Origin of the sequence: Fulvivirga ligni, assembly GCF_021389935.1 — a bacterium.
GTDB lineage: Bacteria > Bacteroidota > Bacteroidia > Cytophagales > Cyclobacteriaceae > Fulvivirga > Fulvivirga ligni.
Window position 1 is genome coordinate 5,790,791 of record NZ_CP089979.1, and the last position, 15,388, is coordinate 5,806,178.

The window sequence follows — 15,388 nt, forward strand, 5'->3', positions numbered from 1 at the left end:
ATGGCAATAATCACCTTTTTGTCAGATTTTGGAGAGAGTGACCACTATGTATCAGCCGTTAAAGCGAAAATTTTATCCATCAATTCGGGGATAAATATTGTAGACATAAGCCACCAAATCACTTCTTGTGATATAGCCCATGCCGCTTATGTTTTGAAAGCCGTGTTTAGAGATTTTCCAAAAGGCACTGTGCACCTGGTTGCCGTTAATACCATAGGCCAGGCCGGGGATAAATACCTGGCAATAGAGCTGGATGGACACTTCTTCATTGGTACAGACAATGGCCTTTTTGGTTTGATTAGTGAATCAGAACCAAGGTTTCAGGTGGATATCAATTCTATAGCATCCATTCAAACTACTTTCCCTGAAAAACAGGTATTTGCGCCAGCAGCAGCCAAGCTGGCCAGCGGTAAATCTTTACAGGACCTGGGCCGACCGCTACCGCAAATCAAGCGCATGCTGGGAAGACATTTAAAGGCCAATAAAAAGCAAATAGCCGGGAATATTATCCGTGTAGATCATTATGGCAACCTGATAACCAATATTGATAAGCGAACTTTTGATATATTGAGCAAAGATAAACGCTATAGTGTTCACTTTAGCCGTGAGAGTGTAAGCCGTATTAATGAAAGCATGAACCTGGTAGAAGCCGGTGACGTATTCACCATATTTAATGATCAGGGATATTTGGAAATAGGCATTAACCAGGGCATAGCATCAGAACTTCTGGGCTTAGGCTATGACAGCCCGGTCATCATCAACTTTGAAGAATAACGCTATGCTGATACGAATAGTAAGAATGACTTTTAAACCTGAGTCAGTAGAGACTTTTTTAGAAGTTTTCAATAGCAGCAAAAACAAGATAAGATCATTCCCGGGCTGCAAACACCTGGAATTACAAAGAGATTACCATAACCCAAATGTTTATGCCACATATAGTCATTGGGAAGATGATCAGGCATTAGAAAACTACAGGCATTCGGAATTATTTAAAGGCGTATGGGCACAGACCAAAATTCATTTTGATGATAAGCCGATAGCCTTTTCACATAAGGTAGTCGAGAAATTATAAAGTCTACTTTTTAGGAGGTTTTTGATCACCGCCATGGAAAAATTTGAGATAAATAATGATTCCACTGATGGCCACAATAATACCAAGCAAGGTGAACTGCACAGGGCTGAACTGATAGCCTAACATCATTACCGCTCCAACAATACAAATGGCTCCCAGTATTACTGCCACCACACCTAACGCATCCTTCATAGTAACCCCAACAGGATGGGTATAATTTTGTTAACCAAAAAGCAGATAAATATTGGGAAATATGAAATCTTTAAACATCTTTGCATCCCAATTCCGAAAGCCGTTTTAGAACAGCTTTTACAAAAATGCCCAGATGGCGGAATTGGTAGACGCGTTGGTCTCAAACACCAATGTCTTCGGACGTGCCGGTTCGACTCCGGCTCTGGGTACTGAAAAGCCTGATAATCTACTGATTGTCAGGCTTTTGTGTTTTAAAGGGGGACACTTTAGGGGAAATATTTCAGCAGCTCTTCTGATTTATAATTTCTTTTTTTCGTACTCTTACGAAAAATTTCCATTTATATAACATATGCAAAAAGTCATATTACTCCTGACGGCTCTATTTATTTCGAGCGCATCATTCGGTCAAAAAATTAAAGTTTTAAATTTCGGCACCTTCCACATGGGGGGCACTACCGATGCTCATAAGGTAGATTTCGACGAAGCGAATAAAAAAAATAAGGAAGAGACCTATAAAATAGCTACTATGCTGGCCGAATTTAAACCCACAGTAATCTGTGTGGAAGTGGTGCCATCTGAAAGTGAAGGTATTAACAAAGATTATCAGGCGTACTTGAAAGACCCTAAGCATAAAGCTAATTATTTTGGTGAAATAGCACTCATCGCCTATCCTTTGGGCAAATTAAGCCGTGTTAAAACCATATATGGTATAGATGAACAGACAACAGCTCCATATAATTATAACATAGGCAATGAACTACAAAATCAGGTAGATAGCACTACCTCTCAAGAATATTTTGACATGGTAATTAAGGAGTTCTATAGCAGTGATTCCTTGTCAACCCTTGATAAACTTAGATATTACAATACGCAAGATTTCTGGGATAAGTCTATCAATATTAATGCTGACATGCTAACACACAGCTCTACCCCTGGTCATTTTGAAGGTGCTGATGAAGCTGCCAAGTTCTACAGAAGAAATTTGAGAATCTACAGTAATCTAAATCAAATACCTCTAACCGAGAAGGACAGGGTATTTATCATTATGGGCAATACACACACAGCATTTCTAAATGAATTTCTGAAAAGAAGTCCGAAGTATGAATTAGTTGAGGTCCAGGATTATCTAAAATAAGACAGCGTGAGACCTTTCTTACTTACGTTTACCTGTTATTTGCTTTGTTCATGCGGTACAGGTTTAAAAGTAAAAAAAGAGAAACTACAACCCATTCAGGGCCAATTTTCCCTCACCTTAGTTAACCAGGCCAATAAAACCAGTAAGTCAAAAGATGGGCCAATTGAAGGCCCATCCTTTTTAAAATTCTTTGGTTTACCCAATAGCCCTTGCGACTCAGTGAAATTGACTCTTGATAATAATCAGCAACTCACCATCAGCTATCAGGATAGCACCGTAATCAGGACACTATCATATAACACCAAACTCCGGAAAGGCTACCTTGAAATCTCCAGCGTAGATAAAAAAATTAATATTCCACCACTACTACCCATCTTCTATAGTCGTGTGAAAACTGACAGAAAAAGGATAGGGATAACCACCCAGCATGAACTTGTTTTAGATCATAAATGGGAGGACTTTGGAAGCATTTTATTTCTATTAGGTGGCGCAGGAGGCAGAACTCAGTACTTTTTCCCATACAACGACCATTAACACCCTAATCTCATATGAAACAGTTTTCACTATTCATTTTAGCCTTAGTCCTCCTTCAGTCATGTACACCTTCAGAAAAGGTACAACCTCAGGTGCTGGAAGAAAATGCCTACTTCGATCTAAAAAAAGCTGATTTCAATGAGAATGTGCCCAAGCTATATTCTAAAAATATTGAATTTGATGATGTTAAATATGACAGTGCCAGAGACGGTGCTTACACGGACGACACCCTCCGATATAAGATTGTTAATCAATTTTTGAATGAAAATAAATTAACTATACCCGAGAAGCATTTCGGCTTTCTTTACAAAAGTCCTGAGATGGATAGCATGGCCTTTTTTAATGACATTTACTTCAAGAAGATAAATATTCTAACAGATACAGCGAAAAAACCCATAGCATATTACGCTGAAGCTAAGCTGAAAAAGAAAAAGCAGCAACGAGCATTTATCGATTCACTGAAATCTGAATATGGCAAACCCATACACTCATTCTGGATAAGCAGTGAATTTAATCTTTGTGTCTATGAATGGCGATTAAAGGACCGCACCATTCAGGTTGAAACTTCTTATGGAAGAAGTTATGAGACCGATTTCGACTCTAAATCCATGGTGCAAAACGATTATTTTTTGATAGACATGGTCATCATGCGAAACAGCCAAAGGAAAAATATCCAGCAAGCCCACTACTTTGTACTGCCTGAAAAAGTCTTATTCTATGGTGAATATTATAAACCGAAAGATCTAAAACTAGACTCGGCTGTTTACTTTAATGATGACTTCCTTCTCTATTCTACCGATGAAAAAATCTTATCAGAAGAGGACAATCTTCATAGCATAACACGATCTGAAGATTATGAGTATGATGACTCGGAAGATGCTGATAACTCTGAGGAGATTGAAGATGCTGTAATGTAAGAAGGTATTTGAAGAGCATATTATAACATCAAAAGACTATTATAATATGCTCTTTTATAAATGATTAGACTTTTAACTCCGGATAATCCCCCCAATGCTTCACCTCCTCATCCCATACTGCATCTAATGCAATGGCCACACACTTTGCAGTAGTACCGCCAGTGATTACATTAGACTCGGGCTGTTTTTCATTATGAATGGAATCTCTAAAATCTACGAGTGCCTGCCTGGTGGGATCATCTCCATTGGCTTTGATGGGAACGCTTTCACCTTGCTCCCAGGCTTTTAAGGTGGCTCCTGAAACTCCATCTACTAAACCCAGCTCTTGGGGATTTCTTGATTCCAGATAGATTTTTCCGGTGGTGTAATTCAATAACATGGTGCCTTTGCTGCCCAGTACTTTGATTTGATAATCTTCAAAGCCGTTGGTAGTAGTGCAAGAGAAGTTAGCATCAAGGCCGTTGGCATATTCCATGGAGAGGTGAATGTTATCATAAGTCTCCCGGCCGTCATTCCAGTGATCTATACCTCCGAAACCAACTATCTTAGCCGGCAAAGAACCTGAAGTCCAGTTGACGAAGTCTATTTGATGAGACATTAATTCTGCGATCAAACCACCAGAGTATTCCTTATACATCCTCCAGTTGATCAGTCGCTCCCATTTTGGATCGGGCACCTGCCTGCGCCAATCGCCATTACGGTTCCACTGGCAGCGATAGGCTGTAATATCACCAATATAACCAGACCTGATGATCTCACGCGCTTTGCGATAAAGCTCGGAGCTATGATACTGATGCCCCGTCTGGAAGATCAATTTTGGGTTAGCCTGTGCTTTAGTGATAGTTTTCTGAATCATATCAATGCCTCGCATCATGGTTTTCTCACAATACACATGCTTGCCGGCATCCAGGGCATCGTAGGCCATATTCCCATGTAAGGCGAAGGGTGTGGAGATGATCACTGCCTCCACATTTTTATCGTTCAATAATGCCTTATAATCAGTATAACTCCTGGCCTTTGGAGCCAGCGCTAGACCTTCCTTCAGTCGGAAAGGAATGACATCACAGCAGGCGACAATCTCCATCCCATCAATACTATTGACCAGACTTTGTAGCCCCTGCCCTCTCGATCCTGTTCCTATAATACCTATTTTCAGTGGCTTAGCGGCCGCCCTAAATGACGACAAGCCAAGACTTAACCCGCCTAATGCCAAACCACTGCCTATTACAAATTTTCTTCTATTGATTTTACTATTCATCACAATCCTTTTCTTAAACCTTTGGCTCCCATCCTGGCTCGTAAGTTCTGCCCCACATCTGCATGGCCTCCTTCAATTTACCTTTCCCATCAAGGTGAATCACCTTGCCCAGCTTCTGAGACATATTCCCCAAGTGACAAAGCATATTACTCTTAGCTCCATCTTCAATAGGAGAATTGAGCGTTTCACCTTTTCTTATTCCATTCAAAAAGTTAGTCATGTGATAAACATCCAGGGCACCGGCACCTACAGTATTGGTGGTAGCACTGGTCTTCTCTTCCTTCATTACTTTCATTTCTTTACCATCATTGGAATAAAGAGTAGAACCGTTTCTGGTGAGAATAGCATAACCGTCTTTACCATAAATGGCCGCACCTCTATCCAAACCGTACAATTTGGATGGGTTGCAACTTTTCCCTTCCCATGAGATCATCTTATCTTCTCCAAATTCAAAATTGGCTATCTGAGTATCATAAAACTGCCAGTCGTCATGAAAATGGTAGCGACCACCTGATGACGAGGCCTTTGTGGGATATTCTACGCCCAATGCCCAGCGGCAGATATCCAGCTCATGGGTTCCGTTATTATTGATTTCACCTGTACCCCAGTTCCAGTTCCAATGCCAATTGTAATGCACCCAGATATCTTCAAAATCCTGCCTTGGAGCTGGTCCTTGCCATAATTCCCAGTTGAGCCAATCAGGAGTAGGCACTTTTTTAGCTTTTCCGATAGGACCACGAGCATTAGCATACCAGGCCTTACCATAATATACATCGCCAATGGCGCCACTATGAATATCTGAAATGCACTCAATGGAGGTAGGTGCGCTTCGTTGCTGGTTTCCCATCTGCACCAGGTGCTTATATTTCTTCTGCGCCTCCACGATCAGCTCACCTTCCCTGCAGTCATAACCACATGGCTTTTCTACATACACATTTTTGCCTGCCTCAAGCGCCATAATGGCCATAGGAGCATGCTGATGATCAGGGGTAGCAATGGCTACAGCATCAATATCTTTGTTCTTGATCATTTCGCGGAAATCCTCTATTTCTTTAGGCTTATCCTTGGAGCCTACACTGGCAAGAACTCCTTTGTAATCAGCAAATTGACGCTTATCTACATCACAAATATATCTGATGGCTGTATTGGGAGAATCTGAAATGGCAACGCCGAGCGCTTTCCCTCTACCATGCAACCCTGCCACGCCAAAATTGATTCGGTCATTGGCACCTATTATTCTATTATAACTAGACGCGGAAAATGCCAGTGAGAGCCCAGCTGTTCCTAATGCGCTTTTTTTGATAAATGTTCTTCTGGACTCCATAATTATAATTCTCTGATTTTAATACTTCTGAAACTTACTCTATTGCCATGATCCTGCAGCAGAATGCTACCTTCAGGCCATTTCCCGAAGTTATCCCACTTTTGATATTTGCTGTAGTTTACCAGCGCCTGGAACATTTGAGAGAACCTGTCATATTCCACTACTTTTTCATTGTTCAGCCAGTGCTCTACTTTACCGTTTCTAGAGACAATACGAGCCTTATTCCATTGGCCTACTCCTTTAAATTGTTTCCCTCTACCGGGTGTAGTAAGGTTATCTGCAGCGATGAGATCATACAGGGAACCAACAGTTCTGTTTCCCATAACTCCAAGCTTAGCATCTGGATGTTTTTCATCATCGAGTACTTGAAACTCACAGCCAATGGCAGAACCTGCGCCTTTATTTAAGGCCGGATCTACAAAATATTTAATGCCGCTGTTGGCTCCTTCTGTTATCTTAAACTCTACCTCCAGTTCAAAATCACCATATTTCTTTTTGGTGACAATATCTCCACCTCCGGTAGATTCACCACCGTCTGAGGCCAAGACAGTAAGCTCACCATTTTCCATTTGCCATCCTTTTTCAGGAAACTCATCCAGTTTGGCACCTCTCCAACCAGAAGTAGTTTTACCATCCCACAGCAAATACCAGCCATGAGATTTTTCCCAGTCTGTAAGTTGATTTTTTAGATAACTGATCTGTGGTACCGTGGGGTCTGCATCCCATACATGGTCTGCCACATCCGTGGTTAAGATTTTGATATTCTTCCATTTCACCAGAAAGCCTTTTTCAGCTTCACCTATGCTATGCACCTGCAAGCCGATGTGGCCTTCCGAATCAACATCATCGATAAGGTAGCTGCACATTTTGCCATTGATGTAGGTTCTTATTTCATTATCAAGACATTCAATGCGTATTTTATTCCAGGCTGCAAGTACGAAAGCATCCTGAGCCTGCTGATTCATACTTAAAGGATAAAGCCAGCCTCTCCGCTGCTCGTCATAAATTCCTCCTGAGAAATTACGAGCACTTGGATCGATCTCGAATTGGTAGCCATAAGTAACATCATTGTCTTTTAGATGGCTTCTTATCTGAATTCCTGAATTAAGATGGTTTGGAAGAAGTACCTCCAGCTCTAAGATGAAATCGGAATAGGTTTCTTTAGTAAATAGGAAAGTATTGGGCGAGTTGGTAACGGCAGTTCCCGTAATCACACCATCCTCTAAAGCATAGGTGGCATTACCGCCATGTTTTTCCCAGTTTTTTAGGTTTTTGCCGTCAGACAGTGATTGCCAATTTTGACAGAACGCACCATAGGCGATCAGTTGACAGAGCAACAGTAGTTTAAGTTTCATAGATTGATTAGCGTTTTTAATGAGACTCTTAATTTAGATAAAATATGTCTCAATTGCTTAACCAATCAGAAATAATCGTACATAATACGGTTAACTATAGTACAAACTGAAAACTGATCCCCGAAATACGTCTTTTAGTTATTCCTTATTTTCAGCCTTAGCTTCAATCATCGCGACCTGCTCTAACGCATTCTCATTTTTCGGTTCTAATTCCAACACCTTCTTATAATAAGTTAATGCCTTATCTTCATACCCCATCTTAAGCAAAACCTCCGCGTAGCTATCATAAACATTTGGGTTATGCTTGTACAAATAAGTATTTAGCATGAACACGAAAGAGGCTCTATCCAGATCTGAATCCATATATACATATCCAAGAGTATTCAGTTCGTTTACTTTACCCACCAAATGATATATTTCATAGAAGTGATCATTGATGTGAGCATTAATAGAATCCATAGATTGCGTATTCAATAAATTCATGATGTATGTGGCGGCTCTGTAATTTGGCTGTGAAGGGTATCCCAAAGCAATCTGCGCCACATCCGTTACCATATCAGTAGCAGGACTCTCTACAATTCGGCCAATTTCTTTTCCATCTCTTTTAAATAAGAATACTGGCACCCGGTGTATATCCAAGCCCTTCTCTTCTCCATTAGGTCCTTGCTTATATTTGCCCTCAATATCAGAATCATATAAAGCTGTAAAGGTGAGCTGACTACGTTTGAGCCCAAGCTCATCCCATAGTTTCACAAATTTGGGCAACCAGTTTCTACTATCTCCGCACCAGGTTCCCATGAATATATCTACGTTCACCTTTTGCAGATTCTTTTTCCAGCTAGTATCCTTCAGGGCAGGATCGAATTCATTGTAATTAGAGACATACCATTTATTGTAAGTGGTGTCGTTTTCGAGATCTGAAATTTCAAATCGACCGCACAGGTGTTTTTCGCCTTCGTCATTTTTATAAGTACAGGTTTGCGCTGTGACTTGCTGAATTGATATAAAAAGAACAATGCAGAATAAGGTGATTTTTGATGTCATGTAATTAAGGTATAGATGATTAACTGCCTCAATATGACTTCAATTCATTAAAAAACTATTACTTTTTATGAGATTAACACATTATTAACACCTTTGCCTGGTATTTAAAGAATGATGCTTTGAAAATATGTCAATTATGTAGCCTCTCAAACAATCATTTTAACAACATTTCAATAAATCAATTGAAATTTTAAAAACCATTTAAATATTCAATCAAATCATTGATAAAATTTGACAATATAGGCCGTTTAGTTAACTTTGAAATATCAATTAACGAATTGATCTACACTGTAGGGTGATGAAACAGGCAGACATGCCCTCCGGTCTCGAGGGTGGGGGTCACGGGATAAATTCTTTTAGAGTATCCAATAACACTATAAGTACTAACCGCTCCGTGGAGGTTCGAATCCTCCCTCTACAGCAACAAAAAAGGCAGCTCAATGAGCTGCCTTTTTTTATGGCGTCGATTTAGTTATTTCACAATTTGAAAGGCTCTGGCAGATGATTGCACATTCCATTTCTCTTCTCCATTATACCATACCTTAGTGCAGATCTCAAAGTTTTCTCCTCTCTGTATTTCACAGGCCAGCGTGCCCCTGTCATCTTCACCCCATTGAATATAGGTCACAGGATCATCCTCAGAAATAGCAGTATTAGGAAAAACTCTCATTACATATCCTTCACCCACCTCATTTTTATAAATTTTGAAACCCTTTGGAGCATCCATATTAGCGTTAAAATAGACTTCTTCTTCTCCATCTATCAAAAAGACTAAATCAATATCACTTTCTGAATATGCATTAGGATTACTAGGGTCTAGCAGGTCGTTTCCATCCATATCTACCACTGTCATGGTTATATCTATATCTACTACCGCAGCATCTTGTCCTCCTGGCTCATCTTCTGAGCAGGAACTCAATATTAGTAAGGTTAGCATACTAAGAATGAGCGAGTGTTTGAGTATTTTTTTCATAGTTGTATAAATTGATGATTGTAAGCTAATGAATTTCCGCATTAAAAACTGTGTGCAAATTCAACACAGTTCCATTTTAGTATAGACCCCAAAATGAATAAAAAAGTTGGAATTAAAACTATTCCCCCTTAAAATAATCACATAACCACATTTAACATAAAACACACTAAAAATCTACGGCTAAGTGAACAACAAGTACACAATCGTTTGTTATGATGGTATAATTGTGGCGGATTATTGTTAAATTAATTAGCTTCGTACAAACTACTGTTAATGAAAGTATTATATCTGGTTCTTATTTTCACTGTTTCGTTGATATTTTCAGGACAAAGCCAGCAAATCGGCTTTAAGGATATAGACGAAAGCCAGGTGAGTCCATGGTATCCTAACATTGATTTAGAGTACCAGGGCACCTATCATTTCGGTGATTCAGAACTGGAATCCACATTGGTTATTGTAATCACGTCGGAAGATAGCTATGCTCAGATCAGATCCAAAACATGGTCAGTAGCTAAAAAGCAGTATTATTACGAATTCAGGAATCTTGACAGCGTTAAAATCATTGAAAACCGCTTTTTCTCTTCTCAAACTAAAGGCGAATTTGTAATCTACAAGCAGGACAATCAGATGATTCGTACGCTAAAAGTGGATAACCCTTGGAGTGAGGTGGTAGAGCCCGGCAACTATGAGCTAGGCTATAAATACGGATCTGTCAAGCGGTATTATGATGGCGATTATATCAAAGGATCCACTGAACTGCTCACCACAAGAGAACTTGAAGCCCTACCTACCGCAGAACTTGAGCTGCTTAAAAACGAGATCTACGCCAGATACGGCATGAAATTTAGCGACAGAAATCTCAAAAAGCACTTCAAACAAAAAGAATGGTATACAGAGCAATATGACGATGTAAATCAATTCTTAACAGAGCTTGAGAAGAAGAATCTGAGGAGTATAGAAGCCGTTGAAACTCGCAACACTGCACAAATAGACTAGACATGATCACATTATATCAGGTAGATGCTTTTGCTGAAAAGGTATTTACAGGCAACCCCGCGGGAGTTTGCATTTTAGAGCATTGGCTTGAAGATAAGCTCATGCAAAATATTGCAGCTGAAAATAATCTGGCAGAGACCGCCTTTGCTGTTAAAAACCCTGACGGGTATGATATTAGATGGTTTACTCCAATGGTAGAAGTAGATCTGTGCGGGCACGCTACTATGGCTACTGCCCATGTAATTTTCAATTACTATGATCACCCTACTGATATCATCAAGTTCCAATCTAGAAACAGCGGATCTCTGGAAGTGGCAAAAAATCATGATCAGTTGACTCTTAATTTCCCTGTGGATGAGCTCCATGAGATTGAACCACTGCCTGAATTCAAGAAATGGCTGGGCAAAACTCCGTTAGCCTTTAAAGGGAAATCAGACTATTTGTTGGTCTTGGATAGCCAACAAGAAGTTATAGATGTAGTGCTGAATAAAGAATTGATGAGCACCGTAGATGCAAGAGGATTTATTGTTACCGCACCTGGAGATTCTACAGATTTTGTTTCTCGCTGGTTCGGTCCATTAGTGGGTGTGGACGAAGATCCGGTAACAGGTTCAGCTCACACAACACTTACACCCTACTGGGCTAAAAGGCTAGGTAAAACAGATCTTAGTGCCAGACAACTATCTAAACGAGGAGGCTCTTTACAATGCAAGCTTGATGGTGACAGAGTATACATGAGCGGCAAAGCCATCACCTACTTAAAAGGGGAAATTTACGTTTAGGCGATTTACTTATCGAGTAATGTGACTTCATAAATCTTTGGCCACATCTTACCTGTTATAAGCATTTTCTTAGTCTCAGGATTATAGGCTATGCCATTCATTTCCTGAGCTTTAGGGTTAATGGCTCTAGCTTCCTGAGCGAAGGCATCGAACTTGAGAACACCTTTTACCTCGCCATTAGAAGGATCGATTTTTACTATTTTATTAGACAACCAAATATTAGCATAAACAAAGCCATTGATATACTCTAGCTCGTTGAGACTATCTCTAGGCACTCCGTTTTGCATCACTCCGATGGTCTTCTTCACCTTTAAAGATTCAGGATCAAGCACTTTAAGATAGCTGGTACCATCACTCATGTAGAGGTCGGTGCTATCTGAAGTAAGCCCCCAGCCTTCCTGACCTGGAATTTGGAATCGGCCTAGCTCCTCAAAGGTGTTGAAATCATAGATAAAGCCAACCCTTGATTTATAAGTGAGTTGATAAAGCTTGTCATTTAAAACACATATGCCTTCTCCAAAAAACTGAGTCTTATCCAGCTCTACCTTCACATCAATTTCACCGGTTTGCATATTCACCACACCAAAAAGAGATCTGGTGTTTGATAAAGATTTTGGCGAACCGGTGCTTTCAAAAAGCTGACCATCATAATATTGAAGACCTTCTGTAAAGGCATTCACATCATGTGGATAGAAGCCTGAGTATACTGTTTCTAAAGTGGGCACTGCATTGACTACAGTCTGGGTTTTCTTCTCCTCACTTTTTTTATTTTCACAAGACAGTAAACCAAGCACACACAACGCAACTAATATTCTCTTCATAGGGCTTAACTCATTGAAATTAAGCCCTGAAATTAAGCCAGTGGGTTGAAAAAGACTAGTGTGGCAGCTTATCTTTTACTAAACCATAGAAAAAGGTGCCGAAAACAGCAGATATCATTACTACTATGAATACAGTAAAACCTTTACCAATTAGAATATACATAGGTCCAGGACATGCTCCTGTTAGCGCCCAGCCTAATCCGAAGAAAATACCACCGAACAAATAGCGCTTCCAGCCTTTATCTTTTGGTGGCACATGAATGAAGTTGCCATACATATCCTTTGACTTCAACTTTTTAGCTAAAGCCAACAATATCATTCCCGTAACCACAGCAGAACCAATCACGCCATACATGTGAAATGACTGAAACCTGAACATTTCGTATATTCTATACCATGAGATTACCTCAGCCTTTATGAGAACTAGACCAAACGCGATTCCTAGAATTAAAAACTTTAAGTATTTCATTATAAAGACACGAAAATTGGGATTAGAAAATAAGTACTAATAAGGCCGCCGATAAAAAAGCCAATCACAGCAATTAATGAAGGTAATTGCAAGCTACTCAGCCCAGTGATAGCATGTCCGGAAGTACATCCACCAGCATAGCGAGCTCCAAAACCAACTAAAAATCCTCCAAACACCATAAAAATGATTCCTCTCAAAGTAAGAAGTTGATCCCAGTCGAAAATTTCGGCAGGCTCCATCGTAACACCTGGGTTACTGATACCCATGGCTTTAAACTCCTGAACCACAGTTTCATCCAGCACCATTGCATTAGGATTATTAAGCCAAACTGCGGCTATTATACCACCCAGAAACGCTCCCAGAACAAATACTAAATTCCAGTTTTGCGCTTTCCAATCGAACCTGAAAAAATCTGCAAATCGTCCTGCTCCACCAATACTACACATGGAACGGAAGGTAGATGAAACTCCAAAAGTTTTGCCCGAATAAAACATCAGATACATGATAACGGCAATCAAAGGTCCGGCCACATACCAGGGCCAGGGACTAACTAAATATTCAACCATTCTTAATATTAAATTTCAAAAAATACTTCAGCCAGTATAATGTATACCCCCATACATAATACAAACCATCCAAAAATTGCTTTCAAATGTTTATTAGAGATTTTTTTGGCAATGGCCATTCCTATGAAGATCCCCGCCACAGCAATGAGGGAGAACTCCAACAGAAAGACCCAATCAATGACTCTTTCAGTGACATCACCTAAAAACCCTATTAAAGACTGACTTGAAATGATAAGTAATGAAGTGCCAACGGCTGATTTCATGGGAATACCCGCTAATAACACCAATGCAGGAATAATCAGAAAGCCGCCTCCTGCACCTACTATTCCGGCTATTAAACCTACCACTAACCCCACTACAACCAACATATACGGGTGAGTGTGAGTGGCTTTTTGTTGATAACCATCTCCTCCAGCCCGGATCATAGAAAAGGCAGCTAATATCATAAGTACAGCAAATAATATCATCACTGCGACTTCTTTAGTAAGCTCAAATCCGTTTATTTCTAATATCTGACTGGGAATAGCTGGAACAATAAACTTACGGGTTATAAAAACCGATATCATGGAAGGGATAGCAAAGGTGAATGCAGACTTAAACTCCAACATGCCCTTTTTAATAGCATTAATAGCGCCTACACCCGCTGAAACTCCAACCACAAATAAAGAATAGGCCGTTGCCAAAATAGGGTTAATGCCAATAACGTACACCAGTAATGGCACTGTTAAGATTGAGCCTCCTCCCCCGGTAAGACCTAAGCTTAAGCCTATAAGAACGGCTGATAAATAACCTAAGAATATTTCCATATCATTCAAATCTAATTCAAAGGTAGTAGGCCGTTAGTTATAGTTTAGTAACAAAAATCACATAGCCTTAATAGCTGGTATCAGTAATCTTTGTTACTCCTCTATAAGTCCAGTAAATGATTGATGTGTAACCCAATACGAAGGGTAACCCAATACAAGCAAGGATGAACATGGTCTTTAAAGTATAATCAGAAGAGGCCGAATTATAGATATCCAGATTGTACTCTGGAGAAAGGTTTGAAACCATCATATTCGGAAATAAACCTAAGGCAAAGAATAAGATAATCGCCATCATCATCAGCGCTGAAGATACAAAGGCATTTAGAGGCTTACTTTTAACCAGAGATCTATGAATATTTAGTATGGCCAAGGCGTTTAATACCACCACGATCCACGCAATTACAGACACAATTATTTGATTATGAGCAATTAGCGGATGTGGCTCATCAATGTGTTCTATCAACCCGAAAGAGAAATTTGCCAGCATTTCAGGCCTTTTTAGCATAGTAAAGAAGGTGGTGATGGCATAGAAGGGCACAAAAATATAGTACGCTCTGAAAGCCCATCTTTTCACTCTTTCTTTCAATTGGCCTTCTGTTTTTAAGTTGAGATAGATGGCCCCATGCATACTGAACATAATAAGATTAAATACGCCAGTGAGCACCGTGTACGGACTTATCAAATCAAGAAAAGAGCCCTGATACTCCATGTCACTCCCAATTTTGAAGCCCATAATAACATTTCCGATGGCTACGCCGAATAAAAGGGCAGCAAAGATAGACCCTATGGAAAAGGCCACGTCCCAGAATTTACGCCAACCTTTCATATCTTCTTTGCTCCTGAACTCAATAGAAACAGCCCTAAAAATAAGTGCGAACAGCAAAATCATAAAAGGCAAATAAAACCCTGAAAATGCAGTAGCATATACATGCGGAAATGCCGCAAATAAAGCTCCTCCAGCTGTTACTAACCACACCTCATTCCCATCCCACACAGGGCCAATGGAGTTCAACAAAATTCTTCTGTCATGATCTCCTTTCGCAAAAAGATGCAATGCTCCTACTCCAAGGTCAAAGCCATCCAGAATAGCATAACCGGTTAGCAAGAAACCAACGATAATAAACCATAGAACCTGATAATCCAT

General features: G+C 40.0%; 18 protein-coding genes and 1 tRNA gene. 8 read left to right on the top strand and 11 right to left on the bottom strand.

Features of this window, described 5'->3' with window-relative positions:
• Both LVD16_RS24530 and LVD16_RS24535 read left to right on the top strand, forming a co-directional pair.
• Positions 1–774, top strand: coding sequence for an SAM hydrolase/SAM-dependent halogenase family protein (locus LVD16_RS24530; RefSeq protein ID WP_233770947.1), 774 nt, complete (start codon positions 1–3; stop codon positions 772–774).
• A complete protein-coding gene (locus tag LVD16_RS24535; protein ID WP_370687626.1) occupies positions 764–1,072 on the top strand; it encodes a putative quinol monooxygenase in 309 nt (102 codons plus the stop codon). Before LVD16_RS24530 ends, LVD16_RS24535 begins: the two co-directional genes overlap by 11 nt.
• Before the next feature lie 3 nt (positions 1,073–1,075).
• On the opposite strand, the gene LVD16_RS24540 is transcribed toward LVD16_RS24535, so the two are convergent.
• Positions 1,076–1,264, bottom strand: coding sequence for a hypothetical protein (locus tag LVD16_RS24540; RefSeq protein WP_233770948.1), 189 nt, complete (start codon positions 1,262–1,264; stop codon positions 1,076–1,078).
• A gap of 127 nt (positions 1,265–1,391) precedes the next feature.
• Between LVD16_RS24540 and LVD16_RS24545 the strand changes: the two genes are divergently transcribed.
• The 4 genes from LVD16_RS24545 (at position 1,392) to LVD16_RS24560 (ending at position 3,850) form a co-directional block, all read left to right on the top strand.
• Positions 1,392–1,473 (top strand) — tRNA-Leu (locus LVD16_RS24545).
• Between the two features lie 140 nt (positions 1,474–1,613).
• Positions 1,614–2,399 (top strand): DUF5694 domain-containing protein, encoded by a 786-nt coding sequence (locus LVD16_RS24550; protein WP_233770949.1) that lies wholly within the window; start codon positions 1,614–1,616, stop codon positions 2,397–2,399.
• 6 nt (positions 2,400–2,405) lie between these two features.
• Positions 2,406–2,933 carry a hypothetical protein gene (locus LVD16_RS24555; RefSeq protein ID WP_233770950.1) on the top strand — a complete coding sequence of 176 codons (528 nt, stop codon included), beginning with the start codon at positions 2,406–2,408 and terminating at the stop codon, positions 2,931–2,933.
• 14 nt (positions 2,934–2,947) lie between these two features.
• Positions 2,948–3,850, top strand: coding sequence for a hypothetical protein (locus LVD16_RS24560; RefSeq protein ID WP_233770951.1), 903 nt, complete (start codon positions 2,948–2,950; stop codon positions 3,848–3,850).
• A 64-nt stretch (positions 3,851–3,914) separates the two neighbouring features.
• Here LVD16_RS24560 and LVD16_RS24565 read toward each other — a convergent pair whose 3' ends face one another.
• From LVD16_RS24565 to LVD16_RS24585, 5 genes are all read right to left on the bottom strand, one after another.
• The gene (locus tag LVD16_RS24565) at positions 3,915–5,108 is read right to left on the bottom strand and encodes a Gfo/Idh/MocA family protein (protein WP_233770952.1); all 1,194 of its coding nucleotides are present in this window, start codon (positions 5,106–5,108) and stop codon (positions 3,915–3,917) included.
• A gap of 13 nt (positions 5,109–5,121) precedes the next feature.
• Positions 5,122–6,432, bottom strand: a complete 1,311-nt coding sequence (locus tag LVD16_RS24570) for a Gfo/Idh/MocA family protein (RefSeq protein WP_233770953.1) — start codon at positions 6,430–6,432, stop codon at positions 5,122–5,124.
• Positions 6,433–6,434: 2 nt separating this feature from the next.
• Positions 6,435–7,787, bottom strand: a complete 1,353-nt coding sequence (locus LVD16_RS24575) for a 3-keto-disaccharide hydrolase (protein WP_233770954.1) — start codon at positions 7,785–7,787, stop codon at positions 6,435–6,437.
• A 138-nt stretch (positions 7,788–7,925) separates the two neighbouring features.
• Positions 7,926–8,831: a thioredoxin family protein gene (locus LVD16_RS24580; RefSeq protein ID WP_233770955.1), complete on the bottom strand. Its 906-nt coding sequence runs from the start codon at positions 8,829–8,831 to the stop codon at positions 7,926–7,928.
• A 472-nt stretch (positions 8,832–9,303) separates the two neighbouring features.
• Positions 9,304–9,804 (bottom strand): hypothetical protein, encoded by a 501-nt coding sequence (locus LVD16_RS24585; RefSeq protein ID WP_233770956.1) that lies wholly within the window; start codon positions 9,802–9,804, stop codon positions 9,304–9,306.
• A gap of 273 nt (positions 9,805–10,077) precedes the next feature.
• Between LVD16_RS24585 and LVD16_RS24590 the strand changes: the two genes are divergently transcribed.
• Complete coding sequence (locus LVD16_RS24590; protein ID WP_233770957.1) at positions 10,078–10,800, top strand: YARHG domain-containing protein; 723 nt, start codon at positions 10,078–10,080, stop codon at positions 10,798–10,800.
• A 2-nt stretch (positions 10,801–10,802) separates the two neighbouring features.
• The gene (locus LVD16_RS24595; protein ID WP_233770958.1) at positions 10,803–11,582 is read left to right on the top strand and encodes a PhzF family phenazine biosynthesis protein; all 780 of its coding nucleotides are present in this window, start codon (positions 10,803–10,805) and stop codon (positions 11,580–11,582) included.
• Between the two features lie 5 nt (positions 11,583–11,587).
• On the opposite strand, the gene LVD16_RS24600 is transcribed toward LVD16_RS24595, so the two are convergent.
• From LVD16_RS24600 to cydB, 5 genes are all read right to left on the bottom strand, one after another.
• Positions 11,588–12,403, bottom strand: coding sequence for a glutaminyl-peptide cyclotransferase (locus LVD16_RS24600; RefSeq protein ID WP_233770959.1), 816 nt, complete (start codon positions 12,401–12,403; stop codon positions 11,588–11,590).
• A gap of 55 nt (positions 12,404–12,458) precedes the next feature.
• Complete coding sequence (locus LVD16_RS24605; RefSeq protein ID WP_233770960.1) at positions 12,459–12,872, bottom strand: DUF6691 family protein; 414 nt, start codon at positions 12,870–12,872, stop codon at positions 12,459–12,461.
• Positions 12,872–13,438: a YeeE/YedE family protein gene (locus LVD16_RS24610; RefSeq protein WP_233770961.1), complete on the bottom strand. Its 567-nt coding sequence runs from the start codon at positions 13,436–13,438 to the stop codon at positions 12,872–12,874. Before LVD16_RS24610 ends, LVD16_RS24605 begins: the two co-directional genes overlap by 1 nt.
• An 8-nt stretch (positions 13,439–13,446) precedes the next feature.
• A complete protein-coding gene (locus tag LVD16_RS24615; RefSeq protein WP_233770962.1) occupies positions 13,447–14,244 on the bottom strand; it encodes a sulfite exporter TauE/SafE family protein in 798 nt (265 codons plus the stop codon).
• Positions 14,245–14,311: 67 nt separating this feature from the next.
• Positions 14,312–15,388 (bottom strand): cytochrome d ubiquinol oxidase subunit II, encoded by a 1,077-nt coding sequence (cydB, locus tag LVD16_RS24620; protein WP_233770963.1) that lies wholly within the window; start codon positions 15,386–15,388, stop codon positions 14,312–14,314.